Origin of the sequence: Pseudomonas viciae (assembly GCF_004786035.1) — a bacterium.
Lineage (GTDB): Bacteria > Pseudomonadota > Gammaproteobacteria > Pseudomonadales > Pseudomonadaceae > Aquipseudomonas > Aquipseudomonas viciae.
In genome coordinates, this window is record NZ_CP035088.1 from 528,384 (window position 1) to 555,274 (window position 26,891).

Consider the following 26,891-nt stretch of genomic DNA (forward strand, 5'->3'; position numbering starts at 1 on the left):
ATTCGTGGCCAAGGTGCAACCGGTCCAAAACCGAGGGGCATCGGCTGATGGCTTTCCTGGGGAAACATCAGTCATAAATTCGCGGGACTGCAAATCGTCGCTACAACATCTGTGTTGTCGGCGCTTTCAACTGCCACCGCTACATAAAAACAAAGCCAGGGCGTAACTCATGAGTGTTAGTAATCCCACCTTGATCACCTTCGTGATCTATATCGCAGCCATGGTCCTGATCGGCCTGATGGCTTATCGCTCCACCAATAACCTTTCCGATTACATCCTGGGCGGTCGTAGCCTGGGCAGCGTCGTGACTGCACTGTCTGCCGGTGCTTCCGACATGAGCGGTTGGTTGTTGATGGGGTTGCCCGGTGCAATCTACATGTCCGGCCTGTCGGAAAGCTGGATCGCCATCGGCCTGATCGTCGGTGCCTATTTGAACTGGTTGTTCGTGGCCGGTCGCCTGCGGGTACAGACCGAGCACAACGGCGATGCGCTGACGCTGCCGGACTACTTCTCCAGCCGTTTCGAAGATAAGAGCGGCCTGCTGCGGATCATCTCTGCGGTGGTGATCCTGGTGTTCTTCACCATCTACTGCGCTTCCGGTATCGTCGCCGGTGCCCGCCTGTTCGAAAGCACCTTTGGCATGTCCTATGAGACCGCGCTGTGGGCCGGTGCGGCAGCGACCATTGCCTACACCTTTGTCGGTGGTTTCCTGGCCGTGAGCTGGACCGACACCGTACAAGCCACCCTGATGATTTTCGCGTTGATCCTCACGCCGATCATCGTACTGCTGGCCACCGGCGGCGTGGACACCACGTTCCTGGCCATCGAAGCGAAAGACCCCTCGTCCTTCGACATGCTGAAAAACACCACTTTCATCGGCGTGATCTCGCTGATGGGCTGGGGCCTGGGCTACTTCGGCCAGCCGCACATCCTGGCGCGCTTCATGGCGGCTGATTCGGTCAAGTCGATCGCCAAGGCTCGTCGTATCTCGATGGCCTGGATGATCCTCTGCCTGGGCGGCACTGTTGCCGTGGGCTTCTTCGGTATCGCTTACTTCTCGGCCCACCCTGAAGTGGCCGGTCCTGTGACCGAGAACCCTGAGCGCGTATTCATCGAGTTGGCCAAGATTCTGTTCAACCCATGGGTTGCCGGTGTACTGCTGTCGGCCATCCTGGCGGCGGTGATGAGCACCTTGAGCTGCCAACTGCTGGTGTGCTCCAGTGCCCTGACCGAAGACTTCTACAAGACCTTCCTGCGCAAGAGTGCTTCGCAGCTGGAACTGGTCTGGGTCGGCCGCGCCATGGTGCTGCTGGTGGCGTTGGTCGCCATTGCCCTGGCCGCCAACCCGGAAAACCGCGTACTGGGCTTGGTGAGCTACGCCTGGGCCGGTTTCGGTGCCGCCTTCGGTCCTGTGGTCCTGATCTCCGTGATCTGGAAAGACATGACCCGTAACGGCGCACTGGCCGGCATCCTGGTGGGTGCGATCACTGTGATCGTCTGGAAGCACTTCGAGCTGCTGGGCCTGTACGAAATCATCCCAGGCTTCATCTTCGCCAGCCTGGCCATCTACTTCGTCAGCAAGATGGGCGCGCCTACCGCTGGTATGTTGCAGCGCTTCGAAGCGGCGGAAAAAGATTTCCGTCTGAACCAGTAAGGTTTTCAGCGAGGCCTTCAAGGCTCGCTTGGGGAATAAGAAAACGGCCCGTCTCCCATGGAGGCGGGCCGTTTTTTTGGGTGGGTTTTGTCGGGCTCAGCCCGCTCCCACACTGGATCTTCAATGAATGTCGGTATCGGGCTGGTTGAGGAAGATCAATACGCCCAGTATCGCCATGTAGAACCTGAAGGCGGCGTCCTGGCCATTCCAGATCTCTGATTGCCACATCAGGAACCATTCGCCACCGACCACCATGAAGCCAAAAAACCAGACGAAGAAGCCCATCGTCAAACCGACGATGGTCCACCGCTTGGCCTGTGAGAACACCACGCCCGCGGCCTTGCGGGCCTGCCACAGTTTCAGCGCGCCGTAGCCCAGCAAGCCCGCCGTCATTGCTTCGCCGAGGATGATCAGCCAGTAGGCGCCGTGCCACATCCATGGCTGGTCGATGGCCCGATACCGGGCGGCGTTGTCGGGGAAAGTAGTGTCCATGCTCAAGACGTGATGGACGAAATTGAAATTGGAGCTGTAGTCCGTGAGGTTATTGAACACGGTCAGGACAGCGAATGCGGCGAGCGCCAGGGTCATTGCTATTTTGGCGTAGCGAGTTGTCATGGAGGCGTCCTTTGCTTTTTTACGACGAAAGAACGTTAGCACGCTCAATTGCAGTCCCGTGTTCTATCACTTCGTAGGAAGTTGCTGATTGTTTCGTGCGACGACTTCTGTTGGCCGCCACGCGAGGAATGTCTGTCGGAAAACGCAGCGCGTGTTGCGGCTTTTATCTCCTTGGGTGTAAGGCAAATCTGTTTTTCATGACGGTCGATCAGCTTGCCATAGGGCTCATGCAGAATCGCTCGCTTTCATTCAGCAGAGGCACATCGGATGTTCGCGCCTGCCAACCAACCGCGTTTCACGCTGACCCTCGACAGCGGGCCGAATGAACTCGAGGTGCTTGAGTTCAAGGGCAAGGAAGCCATCAGTCAGCCCTATTGCTTTGATCTGGAGCTGGTCAGCGAGCGGCCCGACCTGGCACTGGAAGAACTGCTGCACCGTCAGGCCTTTCTGGCTTTCGATGATCAGGGCCGTGGCATACACGGCCAGGTCTACGGCGTGGCCCAAGGGGATTCGGGCAAGCGCCTGACCCGTTACCAGATCAGCCTGGTACCGCGCCTGGCTTATCTGCGTCATCGCATCAACCGGAGAATTTTCCAGCGTCTGACTGTGCCAGCGATCATCGCCCGGGTGTTGAAGGATCATGGCATCCAGGGCGATGCCTTCCGGTTCAGCCTCATCGGGCAATACCCCGAGCGTGAATATTGTGTGCAGTTCGGTGAAAGCGATCTGGCCTTCATCGAGCGAATTTGCGCCGAGGTCGGCATCCATTACCACTTCCAGCACAGCCCTGAAGGCCACTTGCTAGTGTTTGGTGATGACCAGACGGTGTTTCCCCGTTTGCCCAAGCCGACAGTGTATTTGCCGGGCAGCGGCCTGGCGGCTGACGAACCGGCGATCAAGCGCCTGGCTGTGCGGCTCCAGACTCGAACCACGGGTGTGACGCTGCGCGACTACGATTTCAGCAAACCCAGCCTGTTGTTGCAGACGAGCCTCAATGATCAGCGGCAACCGGCGCTGGAGGACTATCGCTACCCTGGTCAGTTCTCCGACCGCGAACATGGCCGGTACCTGGCCCGACGCGCACTCGAACGCCATGGTGCCGATTACCGGCTGGCCGAGGGCCGCAGCGATCAGGCCGCATTCGTCAGCGGGCATTTCATGCACATCAATGGGCACCCCCGGGCGCAGTGGAATGATCTGTGGCTGCTCACGGAAGTCATCCACCGTGGTCGCCAGTCGCAAGTGCTCGAAGAAACGGCCGACACCAGCCCGGATGAATTCCAGGGTTACAGCAATACCTTCCTGGCCACCCCATGGGAGGTGTTCTTCCGTCCCCCCTTGCACCACGAAAAACCGCCGGCCCACGGTTATCAGCCGGCAGTGGTGACTGGGCCTGTCGACAGCGAGATCCATTGCGATGAATTCGGCCGGGTCAAAGTACAACTGGTCTGGGATCGCGATGGCAAACGTGACGAACATTCCAGTTGCTGGCTGCGGGTGGCTTCCGGTTGGGCTCACGATCGCTACGGCGCGGTGCTGATCCCCCGGGTCGGTATGGAAGTATTGGTGGGTTTCATCGATGGCGACGTGGACAAGCCTCTGGTGGTGGGTTGCCTGCCGAACGGCGCCAACCCGCTGCCACTGGATCTGCCGGCGGACAAGACCCGCAGCATATGGCGCAGCCAGAGCAGCCCCGGCGGAGGCGGTTATAACGAATTGCGCATCGAAGATCGCAAGGGGGCCGAGGAGATCTACCTGCGAGCCCAGCGCAACTGGACCCAGCATGTGTTGCATGACCAGCGGGTGCAAGTCGATCACGAGCGTAGCGTTGTCGTCACCGGTACGGCACGGCATGAGCTCAAGGCCGATGAACAACGCGTCACCCACGGTCGGCGCCAGGCCGAAGTCAGGCTGGACGACCACTTGCTGGTGGCCGGCGAGCGGCACATCCGCGTGACCAGCCAGGCCCTCAGCGCCAGCCAGCATTTTCACGTCCGTGCGGGGCAGCAAGTGGTCTTGGACGGTGGCGTCAGTGCGACCATCCAGGCCGGCGGGCATTGGATCAACATTGGTGCGGACGGGATTTTCAGCAGCGTCCCCATTAAGGTCGGTGGTGGGCTGATGGCGGCCATGAGCGTGGCGCCAGGTTCACCTGGCTTTACCGAGAAATCTGTCGCTGCGGCGGCTCCACTTTTCCTCGCGCAAATTCTCAGCCTGCAAGGCCACGCACCGTTTTGCGAGGAGTGTGAGCGTTGTAAAAACGGCGTCTGCGCAATGCCGACGACCTCTGGCAAGCCTTTTGATATTCAGGGGCGTCCATGACTACCGATCAATCTCCCCGCGCTTGGTTGGAGCGGCACCCTTTGCAGGCATCCGAGCAGCTTTTCGCTATCCTCAGCAGCGCCAGTACCGCCGCGCCGTTGACGGCCTGGAAGCGCTCGATGACGTCGGCGCCCAGCCCGATCTGGGCCGATACGCCTTACGCCGATTGGGAATCGCTCATGCCCTTTGTAGGGCTTGTCGCTGTCGACAGTGAGTTTCTTGATTGGGTGGCGGCCACCGACGCCCACGATTGGGGCTGGCTGGCTGTGTCTTCTGCCGGCCAGGAAACCCTTGCCGAACATCTGCGTGGGCTCACGCAGGTTCTATTACCCGGTGGCAAGCCGGTTTTTTTCCGCTTTTGGGATGGGCGCTTTTTGCGACCGATCCTGCAATCGGCAGCGGTCGACGTCGGGCAGCTTTTGCCAGTCATCAGTCGTTGCCTGGTCAACGGTCATTCGCTTGAGGTGATGGGAAGTCCCCGGCGGCCGCCTCGGGCTTTTCCTTGGTGGGAAGTGCCCGACGTGCTGCTGAAAACAGGGGGTGGGAATTCGACGGATTGCCTGCTGAATAACCTGCTGCAATGGTTGAGCGAGGAACATCCGTACCTGTTCGAACGGGTCGACGAGCGTATCCTGCGGCGCAAGATCGCACACTTCCTCGAGACCCCCGGGCTGGCCCAGGCGCCAAAGGCGCAATTGCAGGCGTATCTGGTGCAAGAGCTGGACTGATTGTGACGGGGCTTGGCGGTGACCTGTGGCGAGGGGATAAATCCCCTCGCCACAAACTCATTCCACCCCTTTAAAGGGTTTTCTTTCAAGGCGCGCCCGCTGGGCTGCGAACCCCTGACGTTCGACGCGCTTCAGGGTAAACTCCTCGCCCTTCGCAGGAGCCGCCATGAACTATCGCCACGCCTTCCACGCCGGCAATCACGCCGATGTGTTCAAACACCTGACCTTGACCCGCCTCATTGCCTTGATGTCGCGCAAGGAGCAGCCCTTCGCCTACCTCGATACCCACGCGGGCATCGGGCTGTATGACCTGCAGGGCGATCAGGCCAATCGGACCGGTGAATACCTGGAAGGCATCGCGCGGTTGTGGGGCCAGGATGATCTGCCACCGCTGACTGCCGATTACATGAAGGTGCTGCACGAGATGAACCCGGACGGGCAATTGCGCTACTACCCGGGTTCACCGGAGCTGGCGCGGCGCCTGACCCGGCCGCAGGATCGGGTACTGCTCAATGAGAAACACCCCGAAGACGGCGTGCTGCTCAAGGACAACATGCAGGGCGACCGTCGGGTGAAGGTTCATCTGGGCGAAGGTTGGCATGTCCCGCGTGCGTTACTGCCGGTGCCGGAGAAACGAGCGGTGATGCTGATCGATCCACCCTTTGAACAACTTGACGAGATGCAGCGCTGCGCCGCTTCTCTGAAAGAAGCCATTGGTCGTATGCGCCAGACGGTAGCGGCGATCTGGTACCCGGTGAAGGACCAGCGGATGTTGCGCCGTTTCTACCAGGACCTGGCCGGCACTGGGGCGCCGAAGCTGTTGCGGGTGGAGTTGCTGGTGCACCCGTTGGCCACACCCAATAGTTTGAACGGCTCCGGCCTGGCGATTGCCAATCCGCCGTGGGGGCTGGAGGAAGAGTTGCGTGAGCTGCTGCCGTGGTTGTCGAAAAAGCTCGGGCAGACCCAGGGTGGCTGGCAGATGGATTGGTTGATTGCTGAAAGCTGATCAGATGCATTGATACCGTCTGACGGGGCGCCTTCGCGAGCAAGCCCGCTCCCACATGGTTCTGTGTCTGACCACGCTCTTATGGTCAACATAGATCTAATGTGGGAGCGGGCTTGCTCGCGAAGCTTTTCAGCGGCAAAGAGTCAGATCGGGCAAGTCACGCCCGTACCGCCAATCCCGCAATAGCCTTCAGGGTTCTTCGCCAGGTATTGCTGGTGATAGGCCTCGGCGAAGTAGAACGTCGGCGCTTCGTCGATTTCGGTGGTGATGGTGCCTTTGCCAGCCTTGGTCAACTCCGCCTGGAATACTTGCTCGCTGTGCTTGGCCGCGGCCAGTTGTGCCGGGTTGGTGGCATAGATGACCGAACGGTATTGGGTGCCAATGTCATTGCCCTGGCGCATACCCTGGGTCGGGTTGTGCAGTTCCCAGAACATCTTCAGAAGCTCCTCATAGCTGACCTTTGCCGGTTCGTAGACCACCAGTACCACTTCGCTGTGGCCGGTAAGGCCGGAGCAGACCTCCTCATACGTCGGGTTCGGCGTAAAACCCCCGGCGTAACCCACCGCCGTACTGACCACGCCTTCGCGCTGCCAGAACTTGCGCTCCGCACCCCAGAAACAGCCCAGGCCGAAGATCGCGAAATCCACGTCCATGGCAAACGGGCCCAGCAGCGGCGCATCGTGGACGAAGTGTTTTTCCGGCACGGTCATTGGGGTTTCGCGGCCAGGCAAAGCTTGTTCTTGAGTAGGGAGCACGTTTTTGTTCACCAGAATTTCCGAGCGCAAGACCATCATCAGTCCTCTCAGTCAGATTGAGTTGAGTGAATAAGACCGTCAGTGTGCCTTAGAAAAGCCGGTTCGAGCTATAAGTTGCCGTCAGATGAGCGGCCCGCGCGGGTAACGCCTGAGCTTCTCGACCAGCTCTGCGCCGGGGATCGGTCGGTCGAACAGGTAGCCTTGGCCGACATCGCAGCGATGACGGCGCAGGAAAGCCAACTGCTGGGACGTTTCAATGCCTTCGGCCACGACTTTGAGTTTCAGGTTATGGGCCATGGCGATCACCGCGGAGGTGATTTCCATGTCGTCCTGGTTGTCCGGGATCTCATGGATAAAGCTGCGATCGATCTTGATGATGTCGATCGGGAATTTTTTCAGGTAACTCAGGGATGAATACCCAGTGCCGAAGTCGTCCATGGCCAGGGTCAGGCCCAGGCGCTTGAGCTGATCGAGCTGCAGGTGGGTGTCTTCGGTGGCTTCCAGCAGCAGGCCTTCGGTCAGCTCCAGTTCCAGCAGGCAGGCAGGCAGTTGTTCTTCCTTGAGGATGCTGGCGATGGAGGCAACCAGATCCGGGTCGGAGAACTGCTTGGGCGACAGGTTGATCGCCACTTGCAGGTTGCCCAGGCCGGCGGCGGTCAACTGCTTGCTCATGCGGCAGGCCTGGCGGGCGATCCATTTGCCGATGGGGATGATCAGGCCGGTTTCTTCGGCCACGCTGATGAACTGGTCCGGGCGGATCATGCCCTTTTCCGGATGGTTCCAGCGCAATAGCGCCTCCATGCCCAGCAGGCGGCCGCTGCGCAGGCACAGCTTGGGCTGGTAAAACACGTCCAGTTCGTTCTGGGTCAGGGCACGACGCAGGTTGTTTTCCACGAACAGCTTGTAGCTGGCCTCGGCGTTCAGCGCCTCGGTGAAGACCTGGACCTGGTGTTTGCCGTTGGCCTTGGCCTTGTGCAAGGCAAGCCCGGCGTTGCGCATCAGGGTCTGCGGGTCGCGGCCGTGCAGCGGCGCGCAGGCCAGGCCTACGGAGCCGGTCACGCTGATCAATTGGTTGTCGACGAACATTGGCTTGTCGAGGGTCATCAGCAATTGGCTGGCGACCTGCTGCCCGGCTTCCAGGTCGGTGTCGTCCAGCAGCACGGCGAATTCATTACTGGCGAACCGCGCGAGGCTGCCGCTGGGGCTCAGGCTGTTGCGCAAGCGCCGGGCCAGGCTGATCAGCAGCTTGTCGCCGGTCTGGTGGCCGAGGCTGTCGTTGATGCGCTTGAAGTTGTCGATGTCCACCAGCAGCAGGCTGATGGGTGAATTACTGTCCCGGGCGAAGCGTTCATCTAGGTTGCGGATGAAGGCCGGACGGTTGCCCAGGTTGGTCAGGTTGTCGGTGTAGGCCAGGCGCTCGATGCGCTGCTGGGCCAGTTTGGTCTGGGTGATGTCTTCGTAGATGCCGATGTAATGGGTCAGTTCGCGGTTGTCGCCGTAGACCTTGGAAATCGACAGTTGGCCCCAGTAGGGTTCCAGGTTCTTGCGTCGGCTTTTGAATTCGCCCTGCCAGCTGTTGCTCTGGGCCAAGGCCGATGGCGCGTCGAACAGCAGTTCGCTGAGGTTCTCCAGGGCCGGCAGCTCGGACAGACGTTGGCCGTGGACTTCTTCGGTTGAGTATTGGGTGATGGCGGTGAAGCTCGGGTTGACGTACTCCACCACGCCGTCGCAATTGACCAGCAGGAACGCGTTGGCGCTCTGCTCCACGGCGCGTTGGAACAAGTGCAGGGCGCTGGTCGCGGTTCGTCGATTGTGGTTGTTGATGACCTGGGCGAACTGGTCGGCCAGCTCACCGGCAAAGGCGATTTCGTCCGATTGCCAGGCGCGGGTGACGCCCACCTGCTCCAGGCACAGTACGCCGACCACCTGGCCGTCGATACGGATGCTGGCGTCGAGGATGGCGTTGACGTCGCGGGCGCGCAGGCTCTCTGCCAGCTCCCGGGTACGCGGGTCGCGCATCGCATTGTGGGCGTCGATGGCGCGGCAGGTCTGCAACGCTTCCATGTAATCGGGATACTGGGTGACGTCGATCACGTCGGGCAGGAAGTAGTCCTGGGCGCCGCGGCTGAAGGCCGAAATTGGCACCAGCTTGCTATCCACCAAGTCCCAGATGCTGGCGCAGTCGATCTGGTAGATATCGCAGGCGCTGCGGGTGATGAGTTCGGCGGCTTCGTGCAGCGAGTTGTTGGCGCTGTAGCGCTGACGGGTCAGCAGCAGGATCAGGTCCTGTTGGGCACGCACCCGGTCCAGGTGCTGGAGCTGCTCCTGCTGGGCTCGCTGGTTCAATTCCAGGGCGATCTGCAGGCGCGAGTTCTGGGTTTCCAGGTCCAGCGCCGGTATCGATGGTTCGCTTTGCGGCAAGCTGTCCACCACCAGCAGGTAACCGCGCAACAGATGGCGATTGTGCTGCTTGTAGGCTTCACCCGTTTCCAGAAGGCTCATGGGGCCCTTGGTGGTATGGAGCGTATAGCGGATCTGGTAATGCGAGGACTGGGCCAGTTGTTGCTGGATTGCGTCGTGCAGTTGATAACGCGCTTCAGGTTCCATCAGGCTGGCATAGGGTGCGCTGACCAGCGAGCAAAGCTCTACTGCCGGCAGGCCGAAGTAACGTTCGCAATTGGGGTCAAGGAACAATAGCGCCCAGCTCGCTTCATTCAGCCGTTCGAAACGCAGCATGCCGAGCCGCGAGGGCACCGGTAACTGCGTCACTACCTCGGCCGCCATACGGCTGGCGGCATCGGGTTGGCTTTTCATGAGAAAACTCGCTTCGAAAATGCTGATCGCGCCGGGCTGACGCCCTTGTTATTACGGACTGCGGCAAGGTTGCATCATTGCGGCACTGGCTGACAAGAGAGATGAAGGCCAAGTGCTATAAACCTTTATCGGCCGGCAAGGGGATTTCTACAGTTGCCAGTCGATCAGAGGGCCTGGGTGGTTATACCACCCGTCAGCGCAACGGGATATCGAGCGTTTGCAGTGGGCTGCCGTCGCGGTCGTGAAAAGTGACCTGAACGCTCTGCGCCGTGACATACAGCCGGGCGAAATTGTTCTGGCTGACCACTTTGCTGGTCAGTTCATATTGATATTCACCGTTTTCAGTCCGGGCCAGGGGGTGGTCGAAAATAAAGTCCGAGGATTTTGCAAAAGGCAGCAGTTTGCTGTTGTAAAACGGCGAGGAGACGAGGGTGTTGACTTCAAAATCAGGATCCTGGCTATGAAGCAGGCGGCTGGTCATGGAGCCGTGGACATCACCGGATACGAAAATCACGTTTTTGATCCCATGGCTGCGAATGGTTTCCAGCAGGCGCAGGCGTTGTTGTGGGAAGGCCTGCCAGGCGTCCCCGTCATTGCGTTTGCTGTCAGGGAAGAACATGACACTGGTCACGACGAATTTGACCCGGGCAGGGCTGTGGATAAGCCATTTGAGCAACGACTGCTCCTGTTCCTCGTCCAGGATGCGCCGATCGTCGGCCGACAGGTTGCGTTGGGTCCGGCTGTCGGTGACGAACCATTCGATATCGCCGTGGGCAAATCGGTACCAGTAGCGTTTCAACGATTTATTTAATGTTCCATCACTTGAAAGTTCATGGGTTGGGCTGTGGCTGGCCTGGTAAAGCGCATAAGCGTTCATGGCGTTGGCGTATAAGACTTCGTCGTTACCGGTTTTATTGGCCGGCCAGTTGTCTTCGATTTCATGGTCGTCGAGGGTCATGTAAGTGGGCACTGCAGACATTAACTTTCTGATCTGTGGCTGGGCAAAGGCGGTGCGGTATTTAAAGAGAATGTTTTTATAGTTTCGGTCCGGGGCAAGCACATTCAAGTCATCGAGGTAAACCTGGTCACCGGTCATCAAGACGGCGCTGATCGGCGGGTTGGCCTGCTCCACGATGCGATTGATGCCGGCAAAAGTACGGTCCCCCAGCCCGGGCAGCAACGGGATGCCACGCGTGATCCGCAGGTAACGGCAAGAGCCCACGATATAAGCGCGTGGTGTGCTGGTTTTGCCGGTTGGGGTGCGTAAACAGTAAGTTTCCCTGGGCCATTGCAACGGCAGTTCCTGAATCGTTTCCACGGTATGGGTCGGGCTTAAGGGGCTGAGCCAACCTGCCTGGTATTCATAGGTGGTGTCGGGTTGAAGGCCTTGCAAGACGATGACATCGGACATGTCACGGTAGGCCTTCAGTTGGACAAAATGCCCTTTCGACCAGGTTTTATCGCCTTGGCGCCTATGGCGAATACCGGCGAATACCAGGTTGTTATCGCGGTCGCCACGCAGGAATATCCGTGCGTGATCCGTTGTTGTGTGGCCGACAATAGGGCCGACGGTAGGTTTGAACATATTCGAATCCATTCGAAGTTTTTATTGGGTACAAGTATCAAGTTGCTTTGGCGGTTTGATGCTAAAGCCCGGCGAGCCATAAATATTGGTAGGGAAGGGGGCGCAAGTTGTGGGTAATGACTAATAGAAGGCGTAGTCATTTAAAACTTGTGTGGTAGGAAAATTGCCGTGTTGCCTGACATTCCGCCATCGCGAGCAAGCTCGCTCCCACAATGGATTTGCGGTGCTGCATCGTACTTGCAATAAATGAGGCCCTTGTGGGAGCGAGCTTGCTCGCGATGAGGCCGGCATGCCCACACCTCCATGATGTTCGACTTAAATTTCAGGCAAAAAAAAGCCCCGCCAAACGGGCGGGGTTGAGGTACGAGCGTGGCGCTCGGAAAACAGTGTTCCGAATGGCCCTCCGCAAGGGAGGGCCGCCCGGTGTTACAGCAAGATGGTGCGGATGTCGCCCAGCAGGTCGCTCAGGCGCTTGGTGAAGCGTGCAGCGGCGGCGCCGTTGATCACACGGTGATCGTAGGACAGCGACAGTGGCAGCATCAGCTTCGGCTGGAAGGCTTTACCGTCCCAGACTGGCTGGATGGTGGCCTTGGAAACACCCAGGATCGCCACTTCCGGCGCGTTGACGATCGGCGTGAAGCCGGTGCCGCCAATGTGGCCGAGGCTGGAGATGGTGAAGCAGGCGCCCTGCATGTCGTCGGCGGTGAGCTTCTTGTTCCGGGCCTTTTCGGCCAGGGCAGCCGCTTCGGCAGCCAATTGCAGCAGGCTCTTCTGGTCGACGTTGCGGATGACCGGTACCAGCAGGCCTTCCGGGGTGTCGACGGCAAAGCCGATGTGCACGTACTTCTTGCGGATTACAGCCTTGCCGCTTGGAGCCAGGGAGGCATTGAAGTCTGGCAGCTCCTTGAGCAGGTGCGCACAGGCCTTGAGCAACAGCGGCAGCACGGTCAGCTTCACGCCGGCCTTTTCCGCCACGGCTTTCTGCGCGACGCGGAAAGCTTCCAGCTCGGTGATGTCGGCCTGGTCGAACTGAGTCACGTGCGGAATGTTCAGCCAGCTGCGATGCAGGCTCGACGCGCCGATCTGCATCAGGCGAGTCATGGCCACTTCTTCGGTTTCGCCGAAACGGCTGAAGTCTACCGCCGGGATCGGCGGGATGCCTGCGCCGCCCGTGGCGCCGCCTTCGGCCGGTGCGTTCTTGGCCTTCTGCATCATGGCCTTGACGTAAGCCTGCACGTCTTCCTTCAGCACGCGGCCGTGTGGGCCGCTCGGGCTGACGGCAGACAGCTCGACACCGAATTCACGGGCCAGCTGACGCACCGCAGGACCGGCGTGCACCTTGGCACCGCTTGGCGCAGCCGCGGCGACAGGGGCTGGAGCCGCCTCGGCCTTGGCGGCAGGCGCGGCGGCGGCCGGCACCGGAGCAGCTTCGGTCTTGGCAGCGGGTGCTGCGGCCTGGGCTGGCGCGGCAGGTGCCGCAGCACCGGCCACTTTCAGCTTCAGGATCAGGTCGCCGGTGCCCACTTCGTCTTCCAGCTTGATCTCGACGCTTTCCACCACACCGGCGGCTGGCGATGGGATTTCCATGCTGGCCTTGTCGGATTCCAGGGTGATCAGCGACTGGTCGGCTTCGACGGTATCGCCGACCTTGACCAGCACTTCGATGATCTTGGCCTTGCCCGACGAGCCGATGTCCGGAACATGAATGTCCTGGACCGTGGCGGCGGCAGGCGCAGCGGCCGGGGCGGGAGCTGCCGCGGCAGCCGGTGCAGCAGCGGCAGGCTTTTCAGCCGCCGGGGCCGCAGCAGGAGCAGCCGCTTCAGGCGCCGCAGCGGCGCCCTCGACTTCCAGCTCCAGCAGTTCGTCGCCTTCTTTCAGGCGGTCGCCCAGCTTCACTTTCAGGCTCTTGATGATACCGGCCTTCGGCGCAGGCACTTCCATGCTGGCCTTGTCCGATTCAAGGGTCAGGATGCTCTGGTCGGCTTCGATACGGTCGCCGACCTTCACAAACAGTTCAATTACTTCACCTTCACCGCTGCCGATGTCAGGTACGCGAATGAGTTCGCTCACGAAAATTCTCCTCAGCAGTCCAGTGGGTTGCGTTTTTCTGGATCGATGCCGAACTTGACGATGGCCTCGGCCACCACCTTAGGTTCGATATCGCCACGGTCAGCCAGGGCTTCCAGGGCTGCCAACACAACGAACTTACGGTCGACTTCGAAGAAGTGACGCAGCTTCTTGCGGCTGTCGCTACGGCCGAAACCGTCGGTGCCCAGCACTTTGAATTCCTTGGAAGGAACCCACTGACGGATCTGCTCGGCGAACAGCTTCATGTAGTCGGTAGAGGCGATGACCGGACCTTTGCGGCCGTTCAGGCATTCTTCGACATAGCTCAGCTTGGGCTTCTGGCCAGGGTGCAGACGGTTGCTGCGCTCTACGGCCAGGCCGTCGCGACGCAATTCGTTGAAGCTGGTAACGCTCCACACGTCAGCGCCGACGTTGAACTCTTCACGCAGGATCTTCGCTGCTTCACGCACTTCGCGCAGGATGGTGCCGGAGCCCATCAGTTGGACGTGGTGCGCCGCTTCGCGGGTGTCTTCTTCGAGCAGGTACATGCCCTTGATGATGCCTTCCTCTACACCGGCCGGCATGGCTGGCTGCTGGTAGGACTCGTTCATCACGGTGATGTAGTAGAAGACGTCCTGCTGCTCTTCGGTCATCTTCTTCATGCCGTCCTGGATGATCACCGCCAGCTCGTAGCCGTAGGTTGGATCAAAGGTGCGGCAGTTCGGGATGGTGGCAGCCAGGATGTGGCTGTGACCGTCTTCGTGTTGCAGGCCTTCGCCGTTCAGCGTGGTCCGGCCAGCGGTACCGCCGATCAGGAAGCCACGGGTGCGGCTGTCGCCAGCGGCCCAGGCCAGGTCGCCGATACGCTGGAAGCCGAACATCGAGTAGAAGATGTAGAACGGCAGCATCGGCTGGTTGTGGCTGGAGTACGAAGTACCGGCAGCGATGAAGGAGCTCATGGCGCCCGCTTCGTTGATGCCTTCTTCGAGGATCTGGCCCTTCTTGTCTTCCTTGTAGAACATCACCTGGTCTTTATCGACTGGCTCATAGAGCTGGCCGACGGAGGAGTAGATGCCCAACTGACGGAACATGCCTTCCATACCGAAGGTACGGGCTTCGTCCGGAATGATTGGAACGATGCGCGGGCCGATTTCCTTGTCCTTGACCAGTTGCGCGAGGATCCGCACGAAGGCCATGGTGGTGGAAATCTCACGGTCGCCCGAACCATCGAGAATGGCCTTGAGGGTATCGAGCGACGGCGTCGGAACGCTGAAGCTCTGCGCGCGGCGCTGTGGCACGAAGCCTCCCAGTGCGGTGCGGCGTTCGCTCAGGTAACGGGCTTCGGCGCTGTTCGGCTCCGGCTTGAAGAACGGCAGGTTCTCCAGCTCTTCGTCCTTGACCGGGATGTCGAAGCGGTCGCGGAACAACTTCAGGCTGTCGACATCGACTTTCTTGGTGTTGTGCGCAGTGTTCTTCGCTTCGCCGGCACCGGTGCCATAACCCTTGATGGTCTTGGCCAGGATGACGGTCGGTTGTTCTTTGTGGTTGACCGCTTCGTGGTACGCCGCGTAGACCTTGTACGGGTCGTGGCCGCCACGGTTGAGTTTCCAGATCTCGTCGTCGGACAGGTCTGCAACCATCGCCTTGAGTTCAGGCGTGTTGAAGAAGTGCTCACGGACGAACGCACCGTCCTTGGCCTTGTAGTTCTGGTACTCGCCGTCGATGACTTCGTCCATGCGACGTTGCAGGATGCCGTCGACGTCCTTGGCCAGCAGTGGGTCCCAGAAACGGCCCCAGATGACTTTGGTCACGTTCCACTGGGCACCGCGGAACACGCCTTCGAGTTCCTGGATGATCTTGCCGTTGCCGCGAACCGGGCCGTCGAGGCGCTGCAGGTTGCAGTTGATGACGAAGATCAGGTTGTCGAGCTTCTCGCGGCCGGCCAGGGAGATCGCGCCGAGGGATTCTGGCTCGTCGCACTCGCCGTCGCCCAGGAAGCACCAGACTTTCTGTTTGCCTTCCGGGATGAAGCCACGGGCTTCCAGGTACTTCATGAAGCGTGCCTGGTAGATCGCCTGGATCGGGCCCAGGCCCATGGATACAGTCGGGAACTGCCAGAAATCAGGCATCAGCCAAGGGTGCGGGTAGGACGACAGGCCCTGACCGTCCACTTCCTGGCGGAAGTTGTTCATCTGTTCTTCGGTGATGCGGCCTTCCATGAACGCACGGGCGTAGACGCCTGGCGAGGTGTGACCCTGGAAGTAGATCAGGTCGCCGCCGTGTTCGTCGGTCGGGGCCTGGAAGAAGTAGTTGAAGCCGATGTCGTACAAGGTTGCGCTGGAGGCGAAGCTGGAGATGTGACCGCCCAGGTCAGAATCTTTCAGGTTCGTACGCATCACCATGGCCATTGCGTTCCAGCGTACCAACGAGCGAATGCGGCGTTCCATGAACAGGTCGCCAGGCATGCGTGCTTCGTGGGTGACGGGAATTGTGTTGCGGTACGGCGTGGTGATGGCGTAAGGCAATTGCGAACCGCTGCGGGTTGCGAGTTCGCCCATACGGGTCATCAGATAGTGAGCACGGTCTTCGCCTTCTTTGTCGAGAACCGATTCCAGGGCGTCCAGCCATTCCTGGGTTTCGACGGGATCGAGGTCTTGCATGGCTTGCTCCAGGGCGGAAAGGCTACCAGAATCGGTTGCCTGAGTTTGCGACTGGCCTTGTGGGCAGACGATTATAAATTCTTGGATTGCCGAAGGTTGGCTCGGCGGCGTGTAGTTTTACTACAAATCGTCGGCCGTTTCAGCCTTTCGAATGTATAGACGAGTAGTAAAACTACACATGAGCGGCTCGTGGCCTCTCGTTTTGTTGTGAGAATAATCGTTACTGTTGGTCTTTAGCCAACACGAACAGGTAAAAACTTGATGCCGGCTGCCAATAAAATCAGATTTTCAGCTATTTATCATCTTTGTTCGACAGTCGATCAGGTAGTGTCTTTTGAAAAAACACTACATCCAGCCTTTCCCGCGCCGATCAAGGATAGACCATGAGCCTGCCCTCGCTTGCCGAAATTCCGGCCATTCTCCAGTCATTGGTCAGCCGTGCCGAGCAGTCGTTCCGCGCGGTGGTCGCGTTGCTGGGTGACGACCACGGCCTGTCGGCCTGGACCCCCGAGCGCTGGGACGCGTTCAAGCGCGTTGCCGCTGCCAGCGACTTTGTCAGCGAGCAGAGTCTACGTGACCCCGTGATGCTCTTGGAACTGGTGCGCAGCGGCGAACTGGACCGCAGCCTGGCCCCTGGTGAAATGTGCGCGCAGATCGGTGCCGCGGTGCAAGCCGCCGAGACCGAAGATGAACTGGGCCGCGTCCTGCGCCGCCAGCGCACCCGCCAGCAGGTGCGGATCATCTGGCGTGACCTGACCCGCCAGGCCGATCTGGTCCAGACCTGCCGCGACCTTTCGGACATGGCCGACACCTGCATCGACCAGGCTTACCAATGGCTATATCAGCGCCTCAGCCAACAATTTGGCGTACCCACCGGGCGGCGTAGCGGCGAGCCGCAGCAGATGGTCATCCTGGGCATGGGCAAGCTCGGTGCGGTGGAGCTGAACCTTTCGTCGGACATCGACCTGATTTTTGCCTACCCCGAGGGCGGCGAAACCGTCGGCGTGAAACGACCGCTGGATAACCAGGAGTTTTTCATCCGCGTTGGCCAGCGCCTGATCAAGGCCCTGGACCCGATGACTGTCGATGGCTTCGTGTTCCGCGTCGACATGCGTCTGCGCCCCTATGGTTCGGCCGGTGCGTTGGTGCTGAGCTTCAACGCGCTGGAGCAGTATTACCAGGATCAGGGCCGCGACTGGGAACGCTACGCCATGATCAAGGCGCGGGTGGTGGCAGGCGACCAGGTGGCGGGTGCGCAGTTGCTCGACATGTTGCGCCCGTTCGTTTATCGGCGTTACCTGGATTTTTCCGCCATCGAAGCGCTGCGCACCATGAAGCAGCTGATTCAGCAGGAAGTGCGGCGCAAGGGTATGGCCGACAACATCAAGCTGGGCTCGGGCGGCATTCGCGAGGTGGAGTTCATTGCCCAGGCGTTTCAACTGATCCACGGCGGACGCGACTTGAGCTTGCAGCAACGGCCGTTGCTCAAAGTGTTGGGCACCTTGGAAGGCCAGGGCTATCTGCCGGCCAAGGTGATCGACGAGTTGCGCCAGGGCTATGAATTCCTGCGTTATACCGAACACGCGATCCAGGCCATTGCCGACCGTCAGACCCAGATGCTGCCGGACAGCCCGCAGGACCAGGCGCGCATTGCGTTCATGTTGGGTTTTGCCGACTGGACGGCCTTCCATGCGCAATTGATGCACTGGCGCGGGCGTGTGGCCTGGCATTTCGGCCAGGTTATCGCTGATCCGGATGAAGACGAGGGTAGCGAAAGCGAAGTGGTGGTCGGCGGCGAATGGTTGCCGTTGTGGGAAGACAGCCAGGATGAAGAGGCGGCGTGTCGCCAGTTGGAGGCGGGCGGTTTTGTCGATGCGCCCAAAGCCCTCAAGGCCCTGGCCGCTCTGCGCGGCAGCCCGCAATTGCGCGCGATGCAGCGCCTGGGGCGCGAGCGCCTGGATGCGTTCATTCCACGCCTGTTGGCCCAGGCCGTTGAACATGCCAACCCGGACCTGGTGCTTGAGCGGGTGCTGCCGCTGGTGGAAGCGGTGGCCCGTCGTTCGGCCTACCTGGTGCTACTGACGGAAAACCCCGGGGCCCTGCGGCGCTTGCTGACGCTGTGTGCGGCGAGCCCGTGGATCGCCGAGCAGATCACGCGTTTCCCACTGTTGCTCGATGAACTGCTCAACGAGGGGCGTTTGTTCAAGCCGCCCCTGGCGCCGGAGCTGGCAGCGGAGTTGCGTGAGCGTCTGACGCGGATCCCCGAGGATGACCTGGAGCAGCAGATGGAGGCGCTGCGGCATTTCAAGCTGGCGCACCGTCTGCGGGTGGCAGCCTCGGAAATCGCCGGCAGCCTGCCATTGATGAAAGTCAGCGACTACCTGACCTGGCTGGCCGAGGCGATCCTCGAGCAAGTACTGGCTCTGGCCTGGCGCCAGACGGCGGCCAAACACGGCGTGCCACTGCGCACCGACGGCAGCCTGTGCGATCCGGGCTTCATTATTGTCGGTTATGGGAAAGTCGGCGGCCTGGAATTGGGGCATGGTTCCGACCTGGACCTGGTGTTCATCCACGATGGCGATCCCCAGGCGGAAACCGATGGGCCGAAACCTATCGATGGCGCGCAGTTCTTCACCCGGCTCGGCCAGCGGATCATTCACTTGCTGACGGCCCAGACCAACTCCGGACAGCTGTACGAAGTGGACATGCGCCTGCGACCTTCCGGAGCGTCGGGGTTGCTGGTCAGTTCCCTGGGGGCGTTTGCCCGTTACCAGGAGAACGAAGCCTGGACCTGGGAACATCAGGCGTTGGTGCGGGCCCGTGTTCTGGTGGGCAGCCAGGACGTGGGCCAGGCGTTCGAGAAGGTCCGCGCCCAGGTGCTGGGACGCAAGCGTGACTTGCCGACGCTGCGCCAGGAGGTCAGCGAGATGCGCGCCAAGATGCGCGATAACCTCGGCAGCAAGGCCACCGCCGCCGGGACCGCGCCGAATGCCTTCGAGGCCACGGCACCCTTCGACCTCAAGCAGGACGCCGGAGGTATCGTCGATATTGAATTTATGGTGCAATACGCGGCCCTGGCGTGGTCCGAGGAACACCCGTCGCTGCTGCGCTACACCGATAACATCCGCATCCTGGAAGGGTTGCAGGAGGTTGGCTTGATGCCGGTAGAAGACGCCACCCTGTTGCGCGAGGCCTATAAAGCCTACCGCTCCGCCGCTCACCGCCAGGCCTTGCAGAAAGATGCCGGGGTGATTACCGGCGACCAGTTCGTGGATGAGCGCCAGCAGGTGCTGCGGATCTGGCGTGAGCTGGGGCTGAGCTGAAGATTTAAATGTGGGAGCGGGCTTGCTCGCGAAAGCGCTGGGTCAGGTAGCGTTGATATTGGATGTGACGGCCTCATCGCGAGCAAGCTCGCTCCCACAGTTGTAGATTGAAGGCAACGGGCAACGACCTAAGCCACAGTGATTCTCGAGGCGGGGAGGCGTAGACCTCCCCGCATCGTTTTTGGAAACCACATGAATATTCTGATCGTTGGGCCCAGCTGGGTCGGTGACATGGTGATGGCGCAGACACTGTTCCAGTGCCTGAAACAGCGTCATCCACAGTGCGAAATCGACGTCCTGGCTCCAGAGTGGAGTCGGCCGATTCTTGAGCGTATGCCCCAAGTGCGCAAGGCCTTGAGCTTCCCGCTCGGCCACGGCGTGCTGGAATTGGCGACCCGTCGACGCATCGGTAAATCCCTGGCCGGTCAGTACGACCAGGCGATCCTGCTGCCCAATTCCCTGAAGTCGGCGCTGGTGCCGTTCTTCGCCGGGATCCCCAAGCGTACCGGCTGGCGCGGCGAGTTCCGTTACGGTCTGCTCAATGACGTACGCACGTTGGACAAAGACCGCTACCCGCTGATGATCGAGCGCTTCATGGCCCTGGCCTGCGAGCCGGGTGCCCAGTTGCCCCAACCGTATCCGCGCCCCAGCCTTGCGATCGATCCGGTCAGCCGTGAGGCGGCGCTGGCCAAGTTCGGCTTGAGCCTGGACCGCCCGGTGCTGGCTCTGTGTCCGGGGGCCGAATTTGGTGAGTCCAAGCGCTGGCCGGCGGAGCATTACGCCCAGGTCGCCGAGGCGAAGATTCGCGACGGCTGGCAAGTCTGGCTGTTCGGCTCGAAAAAAGATCACCCGGTAGGCGAGGACATCCGCTCGCGGCTGATCCCGGGCCTGCGCGAGGAGTCGGTGAACCTCAGCGGCGATACGTCCCTGGCGGAGGCGATCGACTTGCTGTCCTGCGCCGATTCCGTGGTGTCCAACGACTCCGGCCTGATGCACGTGGCTGCGGCCCTGAACCGCCCGTTGGTGGCGGTCTACGGTTCCACCTCGCCAGGCTTCACGCCACCGCTGGCCGACAAGGTCGAAGTCGTGCGCCTGGGCATCGAGTGCAGCCCGTGCTTCGACCGCACCTGCCGCTTCGGTCATTACAACTGCCTGCGCCAGCTCATGCCGCTGTCGGTGAACGAAGCCTTGGAGCGTTTGCAAGGCACACCCGTGGAGGTTAAGTAACTTGCGGGTATTGCTGATCAAGACCTCTTCGCTGGGGGATGTGATTCACGCGCTGCCGGCGCTGACTGACGCGGCGCGGGCGATTCCCGGCATTAAATTCGATTGGGTGGTGGAAGAAGGTTTCGCTGAAATCCCAACCTGGCACCCGGCCGTGGGCAAGGTCATCCCAGTGGCGATTCGTCGCTGGCGCAAGAACCTCTGGCAAACCATCAAGAGCGGCGAGTGGCGACGTTTCAAGCAGAGCATGCGCGGCGAAAAGTACGACCTGGTCATCGACGCCCAAGGCCTGCTGAAAAGCGCCTGGCTAACCCGTTACGTCAAGGCCCCGGTCGCTGGCCTGGATAAGCACTCGGCACGCGAACCCTTGGCCGCGCGTTTCTATTCGCGCCGCCTGGCGGTGGCCCGTAGTCAGCACGCGGTTGAGCGCGTGCGGCAGTTGTTTGCCCTGGCGCTGGGGTATGACCTGCCCAAGACCCAGGGCAGCTATGGCCTGAACGTCGATCGCCTGGTCGAATTGCCGCGCAAATATCCCTATGTGGTGTTCCTGCACGGCACGACGTGGGAATCCAAGCATTGGCCGGAGCTCTACTGGCGTCAACTCACCGAACGCATGGGCCAGCTCGGCGTGGTGGTGAAGCTGCCGTGGGGCAACCCGCTGGAGAAAGCCCGGGCCGAGCGGATCGCCAAGGGCCTGCGCAATGTCGAGGTGCTGCCGAAACTGAACCTGGGCGGCGTCGGCAAGGTGCTCGCCGGGGCCCAGGCCTGCGTGGCAGTGGATACCGGTCTCGGGCATCTGGCCGCAGCCCTGGACGTGCCGACCATTTCGCTGCTGGGCCCGACCAATCCGCAGCTGACCGGCGCCTATGGCAAGAGTCAGATTCACCTGGCCAGCGATTTCCCTTGCGCGCCCTGCATGCAGAAACAATGCACTTACCCGCCGACCGCCGAAGATGCCCGGCGATTTGACCTGAAACGCGAGCAGCCCCTGTGCTTCACGCGTCTGAACCCCGAGCGTGTTGCCAGCCACCTGAGCACGTTATTGGCTGAGGAGCCGCGCTGATGCAATTGGCTTTTGTCCTTTACAAGTACTTCCCCTTCGGAGGCTTGCAGCGTGATTTCATGCGCATCGCCCTGGAATGCCAGCAACGCGGTCACCAGATCCGCGTCTATACGCTGATCTGGGAAGGTGACGTCCCACCGGGCTTCGAAGTGCTGGTGGCGCCGGTCAAGGCGCTGTTCAACCACCGCCGCAACGAGAAACTCAGCGCGTGGATGGAAGCCGACCTGGCCAAGCGCCCGGTGGATCGTTTGATCGGCTTCAACAAGATGCCCGGCCTGGACGTGTATTACGCCGCCGACGGCTGTTTCGAAGACAAGGCGCAGAACCTGCGTAACTCGCTGTACCGGCGTTGGGGCCGCTACCGGCACTTCGCCGAGTATGAGCGGGCGGTGTTCGCCAAGGATGCCAAAACCGACGTGCTGATGATCTCCGAAGTCCAGCAGCCGCTGTTCATCAAGCACTACGGCACGCCGCTGGAACGCTTTCACCTGCTGCCGCCGGGCATCGCCCTGGACCGGCGTCGGCCCGCCGATGCCGACGAAGTCCGTGCTGCATTCCGTGCCGAATTCGAGCTGGCCGACGATGACCTGCTGCTGGTGCAAATCGGTTCCGGGTTCAAGACCAAGGGCGTGGATCGCAGCCTCAAGGCCCTGGCCGCGTTGCCCACCGAGTTGAGAAAACGCACCCGGCTATTTGTAATTGGCCAGGACGACCCCAAAGTATTCCAACTCCAGAGCGCCGCGCTAGGGCTTGGTGAGAACGTGCGTTTCCTCAAGGGGCGCAGCGATATTCCGCGTTTCCTGTTGGGTGCCGACCTGTTGATCCATCCGGCGTACAACGAGAACACCGGCACCGTATTGCTCGAGGCGCTGGTGGCCGGGTTGCCGGTGTTGGTCAGCGCGGTGTGTGGGTACGCCCATTACATCGCCGAGGCCGACAGCGGCCTGGTGCTCGACGAGCCATTCGAACAGGCCCAGCTCACCGAATACCTGGGGCGTATGTTGAGCGACGCTGACGCACGGACGGCCTGGAGCCGCAACGGGCTGGCCTTCGCCGAGACGGCCGACCTCTACAGCATGCCGCAGCACGCGGCCGATGTGATATTGGCGGAGCACGCGCAATGAAATTGATGCTGGCCGAACCGTTCAAGAGCCTTTGGGCCGGGCGCGATGCGTTCGCCGAAGTCGAGGCGCTCAAGGGCGAGGTCTATCGCGAACTGGAAGCCCGGCGCACCTTGCGCACGGAGGTGGATGGTCGCGGCTTTTTCGTGAAGATCCACCGGGGCATTGGCTGGGGCGAAATCTTCAAGAACCTGCTCACCGCCAAGCTACCGGTACTCGGCGCAGGGCAGGAGTGGAAAGCCATCCAGCGTTTGCAGGAAGTCGGTGTGCCGACCATGACCGCCGTTGCGTATGGCGAGAAGGGCAGCAACCCGGCGGATCAGCACTCCTTTATCGTCACCGAAGAGCTGGCGCCGACCGTCAGCCTCGAAGATTTCAGCATCGACTGGGCCAAGCAGCCACCGCAGCCGACGCTCAAGCGTGCACTGATCGCCGAAGTCGCGCGCATGACTGGCATGATGCACCGCGCCGGGGTCAACCATCGCGACTGCTACATCTGTCACTTTCTGCTGCACACCGACAAACCGGTGACGCCTGGGGATTTCAAACTCTCGGTGATTGACCTGCACCGCGCCCAGACCCGTCCGGCCATCACCACTCGCTGGCGCAACAAAGACCTCGCGGCGCTGTATTTTTCGGCGCTGGACATCGGTCTGACCCGTCGCGACAAGCTGCGTTTCCTCAAGGGCTACTTCCAGCAGCCGCTGCGCCGGATCCTGGCTGAAGAGGCTTCGCTGCTGGCCTGGCTCGAAGGCAAGGCCAACAAGCTTTATGCCCGTAAACAACGGTACGGGGACGCGCTCTGATGTCGGGTTGGACGCTGGAGCCGGCCTATGCCGAGCTGACAGAGGATTTTGGCAGTCTCGAAGCGGTGTTTGCCCTGCAAGGGGAGCGTTTGACCCGCGACCCGCTCTCAGAGGTGATCCGGGTGCAGCGCAACGGCGTGAATTATTACATCAAGCGCTACGTCGGGGCGGGCAAGGGCTTGCGCCGTTACCTGGGCAGGCCGCGAGTCAAGTCCGAATGGCAGAACCTCAAGCGCTTCGCCAAGTGGGGCATCCCTACCGCCGAAATCGTCGCCTGGGGCCTGGAGCGAAACGGCGCGGCCTATGCCCGTGGCGCGATGATCACCCGCGAACTGCCGCATACCGAAGACCTCTCTGCCCTGGCCGAGCGTCACGATTCGAGGCTGACAGATCGCGCCTGGGTCGACCGGGTCAGCCAGCAATTGGCCGGTTATACGCGGACCATGCACGACCATCGCTTCACCCATAACGATCTGAAGTGGCGCAACCTGCTGATCGATGACCAGTCGAAGCTGTTTCTGATTGATTGCCCGAACGGTGATTTCTGGCGCGGCTTCTGGCTCAAGTACCGCATCACCAAGGACCTGGCGTGCCTGGATAAAGTGGCCAAATACCACTTGTCGGCCACTCAACGCCTGCGCTTTTACCTGCAATACCGTCAGCACGACCGACTCGATGCGTGTGACAAGAAACGCATCCGTCACGTGGTGAGATTTTTCGAGGGGCGTGAATGACTGATTTCCTGGCCGCTGAAGACCGGGCGTTGCTGCAACGTCACGGCCTGGACAGCTTTGAGGCCTTGTGGGCACGGCAACTGGACGCGGTGGATGAACCCAATACCTCGGGCGGTGGCTGGAGCAGCGTGTTCCGGCTGGAGCTGGAGGGGCAGGGCTATTACCTCAAGCGCCAGAGCAATTACCTGACCCGGACCTTGTCCCACCCGTTTGGCGAGCCGAGTTTTTCCCGGGAGTTTCGCAACATCAGCCGTTATCGCCAGTTGGGGATTCCGGCCCTGCAAGCGGTGTTCTATGGCCAGCGCAAGGTGAACGGCGAGGTGCGAGCGGTCTTGCTGACTCGTGCCCTGGACGGCTGGGATGACCTGGATTCACTGCTGCAGCGCTGGCCGACCCTGACGGCGGCGCAACGCACCACCATTTTGAAAGCCTGCGGCCAGTTGGCGCGGCGCCTGCACGGCATGCATCAGGTGCACGGTTGCTTCTATCCAAAACACATCTTTCTGCAAGCCAGCGACAGCGGTTACCAGGCGCAATTGATCGATCTGGAAAAGACCCGGCCACTGCTGTTCGGCCAGCGGGATCGGATCAAGGATCTGGAGCCATTGCTGCGTCGCGCCTCGATCTGGAGTCACGATGATGTGCGCCAATTGCTATCTGTCTATCTGGACCAGCCGCTCGACAGTGCGCTGGTCGACAGCTGGATGACCCGCCTGACCATCCGGCGCAGCCACAAGGAAGCCCGTTGATGCACTTGTCCGAATTGAAGAACGCTGGCCGCAGTCCCAGCCTGCCCCTGAGCCTGGAGCTGGCCGATGCCGCCGGTCCGGCGAAGTTGCAGCTGCTTTCGCTGTTGCGGGTGTTGCCGGGGCAGCGTTACGTCGGTGCGGGCGTCTGGCGCGGCCGGCCGGTGCTGGCCAAGTTGTTGGTGGGCAGCAAGGCCGCCCGGCATTTTCAACGGGAACTGCAAGGCGTGCGCCTGCTGGCGGAGCAAGGGCTGACGACGCCGCTGTTGCTCGCCGATGGCCTGAAAGAGGGTGAAGGCGGCTGGTTGTTGTTCGAACTGCTCGAAGGCGCCGAGAGCCTGGGGGATGCCTGGAAACAGGTCGAGCACTTGCCATTGCTGGCTGACGAGCAAACGGCGGTATTGGCCGAAGCCCTGGGCGCCATTGCGCAACTGCACGGCAAAGGCTTGTGGCAAGAAGATTTGCACCTGGACAATTTGCTACGTCACGACGGCAAGCTCTATTTGATCGACGGTGCGGGCATTCGCGTCGAAACCCCAGGCCAACCGTTGTCGCGGCAGAAGGTGCTGGAGAATCTGGGGGTGTTTTTCGCCCAATTGCCCAAGTCCCTCGAACCGTTCAATGAAGAATTGTTGGTGCACTACTTGCTGGGCAACGCCGAGCACGCGCTGCCGATGGAAGCCCTGCAAAAACAGATCGACAAGGTCCATGCCTGGCGGCTGAAGGACTTTCTGGAAAAGGTTGGGCGCGAGTGCAGCCTGTTCAGCGTGCAGCGCGGGCCGTTCGGCCTGCGGGCGATCCGGCGCGATGAAGAAGCGGCCATGATACCGGTGCTGGAGCAGGCTGATGCCTTGCTCAGCCAGGGCCATCTGTACAAGACCGGTGGCGCGGCGAGCGTCGGCAAAGTCGATGTCAACGGTCGTCCCCTGGTGATCAAGCGCTACAACATCAAGAACTTCGCCCACTGGCTCAAGCGCTTCTGGCGCCCGAGCCGCGCCTGGCATGCCTGGCGCGAAGGCCATCGCCTGGCTTTCCTCGGCATCGCCACGCCCAAGCCGCTGGCCTTGCTGGAAAAGCGTTTCCTGTGGATGCGCCGTGGCGCTTACCTGGTGACTGAGCACCTGTCGGGCCCCGACATCATCGAGCGTTTCGCTCCCTACGTGGAAAGCGGCGAAGCCCCGGAATCCGAATTGCTGGCACTGGACCGGCTGTTTGCCGACCTGATACGCGAGCGCATCAGCCACGGTGACTTCAAGGGCCACAACCTGTTCTGGCAGGGGGATCGATGGGCATTGATCGACCTGGATTCCATGTGCCAACACCGCACCCACGCCAGCTTCGCCTCGGCCTACACCCGGGATCGCGCGCGGTTCATGCGCAATTGGCCGCAGGACAGTGCGTTGTATCGGGTGATTGATCAGCGGCTGCCTAAAACAGTCGATGGCGTCTTATCTACCTGATGCTGCTGTTCACTTAAGGTAGTCGCTGAACCGGTGACGAGGGAGCAAGCTCCCTCGCCATAGCTGCGGTTGCACCAGTCCCTCGATAACCCTTCACCACTAGCTTGCCGCTTGCCCCTAGAGGCTTAATGCCGCTTTTAAGCTATAATCCCGCCCTTTATGCCCCGCGCCCCGGCGAGCGGCACATCAATTTTTCGCGGCGCTTGTC

The 26,891-nt window shown here is 60.9% G+C and carries 18 protein-coding genes; 12 read left to right on the top strand and 6 right to left on the bottom strand.

From position 1 onward, the window contains the following. Positions 1–169: 169 nt before the first annotated feature. Entirely contained in the window at positions 170–1,654 is a 1,485-nt protein-coding gene (gene putP, locus EPZ47_RS02355; RefSeq protein ID WP_135843364.1) for a sodium/proline symporter PutP, read from the top strand. A gap of 120 nt (positions 1,655–1,774) precedes the next feature. Here putP and EPZ47_RS02360 read toward each other — a convergent pair whose 3' ends face one another. Next, positions 1,775–2,269: a DUF2165 family protein gene (locus EPZ47_RS02360; protein WP_135843365.1), complete on the bottom strand. Its 495-nt coding sequence runs from the start codon at positions 2,267–2,269 to the stop codon at positions 1,775–1,777. Between the two features lie 267 nt (positions 2,270–2,536). Between EPZ47_RS02360 and EPZ47_RS02365 the strand changes: the two genes are divergently transcribed. The 3 genes from EPZ47_RS02365 (at position 2,537) to EPZ47_RS02375 (ending at position 6,325) form a co-directional block, all read left to right on the top strand. Further along, complete coding sequence (locus EPZ47_RS02365; protein WP_135843366.1) at positions 2,537–4,591, top strand: type VI secretion system Vgr family protein; 2,055 nt, start codon at positions 2,537–2,539, stop codon at positions 4,589–4,591. After that, entirely contained in the window at positions 4,588–5,319 is a 732-nt protein-coding gene (locus tag EPZ47_RS02370; RefSeq protein ID WP_135843367.1) for a DUF4123 domain-containing protein, read from the top strand. The genes EPZ47_RS02365 and EPZ47_RS02370 overlap by 4 nt, the downstream gene beginning before the upstream one ends. A gap of 166 nt (positions 5,320–5,485) precedes the next feature. Beyond that, entirely contained in the window at positions 5,486–6,325 is an 840-nt protein-coding gene (locus tag EPZ47_RS02375; protein ID WP_135843368.1) for a 23S rRNA (adenine(2030)-N(6))-methyltransferase RlmJ, read from the top strand. Positions 6,326–6,468: 143 nt separating this feature from the next. Here EPZ47_RS02375 and msrA read toward each other — a convergent pair whose 3' ends face one another. From msrA to aceE, 5 genes are all read right to left on the bottom strand, one after another. After that, the gene (gene msrA, locus EPZ47_RS02380) at positions 6,469–7,116 is read right to left on the bottom strand and encodes a peptide-methionine (S)-S-oxide reductase MsrA (RefSeq protein WP_135847936.1); all 648 of its coding nucleotides are present in this window, start codon (positions 7,114–7,116) and stop codon (positions 6,469–6,471) included. A gap of 84 nt (positions 7,117–7,200) precedes the next feature. Continuing rightward, positions 7,201–9,894, bottom strand: a complete 2,694-nt coding sequence (locus EPZ47_RS02385; RefSeq protein WP_135843369.1) for a putative bifunctional diguanylate cyclase/phosphodiesterase — start codon at positions 9,892–9,894, stop codon at positions 7,201–7,203. 193 nt (positions 9,895–10,087) lie between these two features. Continuing rightward, positions 10,088–11,479, bottom strand: coding sequence for an alkaline phosphatase D family protein (locus tag EPZ47_RS02390; RefSeq protein WP_135843370.1), 1,392 nt, complete (start codon positions 11,477–11,479; stop codon positions 10,088–10,090). 426 nt (positions 11,480–11,905) lie between these two features. Beyond that, the gene (gene aceF / locus EPZ47_RS02395) at positions 11,906–13,549 is read right to left on the bottom strand and encodes a dihydrolipoyllysine-residue acetyltransferase (protein WP_135843371.1); all 1,644 of its coding nucleotides are present in this window, start codon (positions 13,547–13,549) and stop codon (positions 11,906–11,908) included. Positions 13,550–13,560: 11 nt separating this feature from the next. Continuing rightward, positions 13,561–16,206, bottom strand: a complete 2,646-nt coding sequence (aceE, locus tag EPZ47_RS02400; protein WP_135843372.1) for a pyruvate dehydrogenase (acetyl-transferring), homodimeric type — start codon at positions 16,204–16,206, stop codon at positions 13,561–13,563. 383 nt (positions 16,207–16,589) lie between these two features. Between aceE and glnE the strand changes: the two genes are divergently transcribed. The 8 genes from glnE (at position 16,590) to EPZ47_RS02440 (ending at position 26,683) form a co-directional block, all read left to right on the top strand. Beyond that, positions 16,590–19,529 (top strand): bifunctional [glutamate--ammonia ligase]-adenylyl-L-tyrosine phosphorylase/[glutamate--ammonia-ligase] adenylyltransferase, encoded by a 2,940-nt coding sequence (gene glnE / locus EPZ47_RS02405; RefSeq protein ID WP_135843373.1) that lies wholly within the window; start codon positions 16,590–16,592, stop codon positions 19,527–19,529. A 192-nt stretch (positions 19,530–19,721) separates the two neighbouring features. After that, positions 19,722–20,756 (top strand): lipopolysaccharide heptosyltransferase II, encoded by a 1,035-nt coding sequence (waaF, locus tag EPZ47_RS02410; protein ID WP_135843374.1) that lies wholly within the window; start codon positions 19,722–19,724, stop codon positions 20,754–20,756. Position 20,757: 1 nt separating this feature from the next. Then, positions 20,758–21,816, top strand: coding sequence for a lipopolysaccharide heptosyltransferase I (waaC, locus tag EPZ47_RS02415; protein ID WP_135843375.1), 1,059 nt, complete (start codon positions 20,758–20,760; stop codon positions 21,814–21,816). Next, entirely contained in the window at positions 21,816–22,940 is a 1,125-nt protein-coding gene (locus tag EPZ47_RS02420; protein ID WP_135843376.1) for a glycosyltransferase family 4 protein, read from the top strand. The genes waaC and EPZ47_RS02420 overlap by 1 nt, the downstream gene beginning before the upstream one ends. Next, on the top strand, positions 22,937–23,743 hold the full coding sequence (rfaP, locus tag EPZ47_RS02425) for a lipopolysaccharide core heptose(I) kinase RfaP (protein WP_135843377.1): 807 nt from the start codon (positions 22,937–22,939) through the stop codon (positions 23,741–23,743). The genes EPZ47_RS02420 and rfaP overlap by 4 nt, the downstream gene beginning before the upstream one ends. Further along, entirely contained in the window at positions 23,743–24,477 is a 735-nt protein-coding gene (locus EPZ47_RS02430; protein WP_135843378.1) for a lipopolysaccharide kinase InaA family protein, read from the top strand. Before rfaP ends, EPZ47_RS02430 begins: the two co-directional genes overlap by 1 nt. Further along, the gene (locus EPZ47_RS02435; RefSeq protein ID WP_135843379.1) at positions 24,474–25,226 is read left to right on the top strand and encodes a lipopolysaccharide kinase InaA family protein; all 753 of its coding nucleotides are present in this window, start codon (positions 24,474–24,476) and stop codon (positions 25,224–25,226) included. Before EPZ47_RS02430 ends, EPZ47_RS02435 begins: the two co-directional genes overlap by 4 nt. Continuing rightward, the gene (locus EPZ47_RS02440; protein ID WP_135843380.1) at positions 25,226–26,683 is read left to right on the top strand and encodes a lipopolysaccharide kinase InaA family protein; all 1,458 of its coding nucleotides are present in this window, start codon (positions 25,226–25,228) and stop codon (positions 26,681–26,683) included. The genes EPZ47_RS02435 and EPZ47_RS02440 overlap by 1 nt, the downstream gene beginning before the upstream one ends. The last annotated feature ends 208 nt before the right edge of the window (positions 26,684–26,891 follow it).

Excerpts from the sequence above, each read along its gene's own strand:
- EPZ47_RS02420 (WP_135843376.1), top strand. The coding sequence starts at position 21,816 with ATGCAATTGGCTTTTGTCCTTTACAAGTACTTCCCCTTCGGAGGCTTG.
- EPZ47_RS02435 (WP_135843379.1), top strand. The coding sequence starts at position 24,474 with ATGACTGATTTCCTGGCCGCTGAAGACCGGGCGTTGCTGCAACGTCAC.
- msrA (WP_135847936.1), bottom strand. The coding sequence starts at position 7,116 with ATGGTCTTGCGCTCGGAAATTCTGGTGAACAAAAACGTGCTCCCTACT.
- EPZ47_RS02390 (WP_135843370.1), bottom strand. The coding sequence starts at position 11,479 with ATGTTCAAACCTACCGTCGGCCCTATTGTCGGCCACACAACAACGGAT.
- EPZ47_RS02375 (WP_135843368.1), top strand. The coding sequence starts at position 5,486 with ATGAACTATCGCCACGCCTTCCACGCCGGCAATCACGCCGATGTGTTC.
- EPZ47_RS02370 (WP_135843367.1), top strand. The coding sequence starts at position 4,588 with ATGACTACCGATCAATCTCCCCGCGCTTGGTTGGAGCGGCACCCTTTG.
- waaF (WP_135843374.1), top strand. The coding sequence starts at position 19,722 with ATGAATATTCTGATCGTTGGGCCCAGCTGGGTCGGTGACATGGTGATG.
- EPZ47_RS02360 (WP_135843365.1), bottom strand. The coding sequence starts at position 2,269 with ATGACAACTCGCTACGCCAAAATAGCAATGACCCTGGCGCTCGCCGCA.
- EPZ47_RS02385 (WP_135843369.1), bottom strand. The coding sequence starts at position 9,894 with ATGAAAAGCCAACCCGATGCCGCCAGCCGTATGGCGGCCGAGGTAGTG.
- EPZ47_RS02430 (WP_135843378.1), top strand. The coding sequence starts at position 23,743 with ATGTCGGGTTGGACGCTGGAGCCGGCCTATGCCGAGCTGACAGAGGAT.
- EPZ47_RS02365 (WP_135843366.1), top strand. The coding sequence starts at position 2,537 with ATGTTCGCGCCTGCCAACCAACCGCGTTTCACGCTGACCCTCGACAGC.
- glnE (WP_135843373.1), top strand. The coding sequence starts at position 16,590 with ATGAGCCTGCCCTCGCTTGCCGAAATTCCGGCCATTCTCCAGTCATTG.
- putP (WP_135843364.1), top strand. The coding sequence starts at position 170 with ATGAGTGTTAGTAATCCCACCTTGATCACCTTCGTGATCTATATCGCA.
- rfaP (WP_135843377.1), top strand. The coding sequence starts at position 22,937 with ATGAAATTGATGCTGGCCGAACCGTTCAAGAGCCTTTGGGCCGGGCGC.
- EPZ47_RS02440 (WP_135843380.1), top strand. The coding sequence starts at position 25,226 with ATGCACTTGTCCGAATTGAAGAACGCTGGCCGCAGTCCCAGCCTGCCC.
- aceE (WP_135843372.1), bottom strand. The coding sequence starts at position 16,206 with ATGCAAGACCTCGATCCCGTCGAAACCCAGGAATGGCTGGACGCCCTG.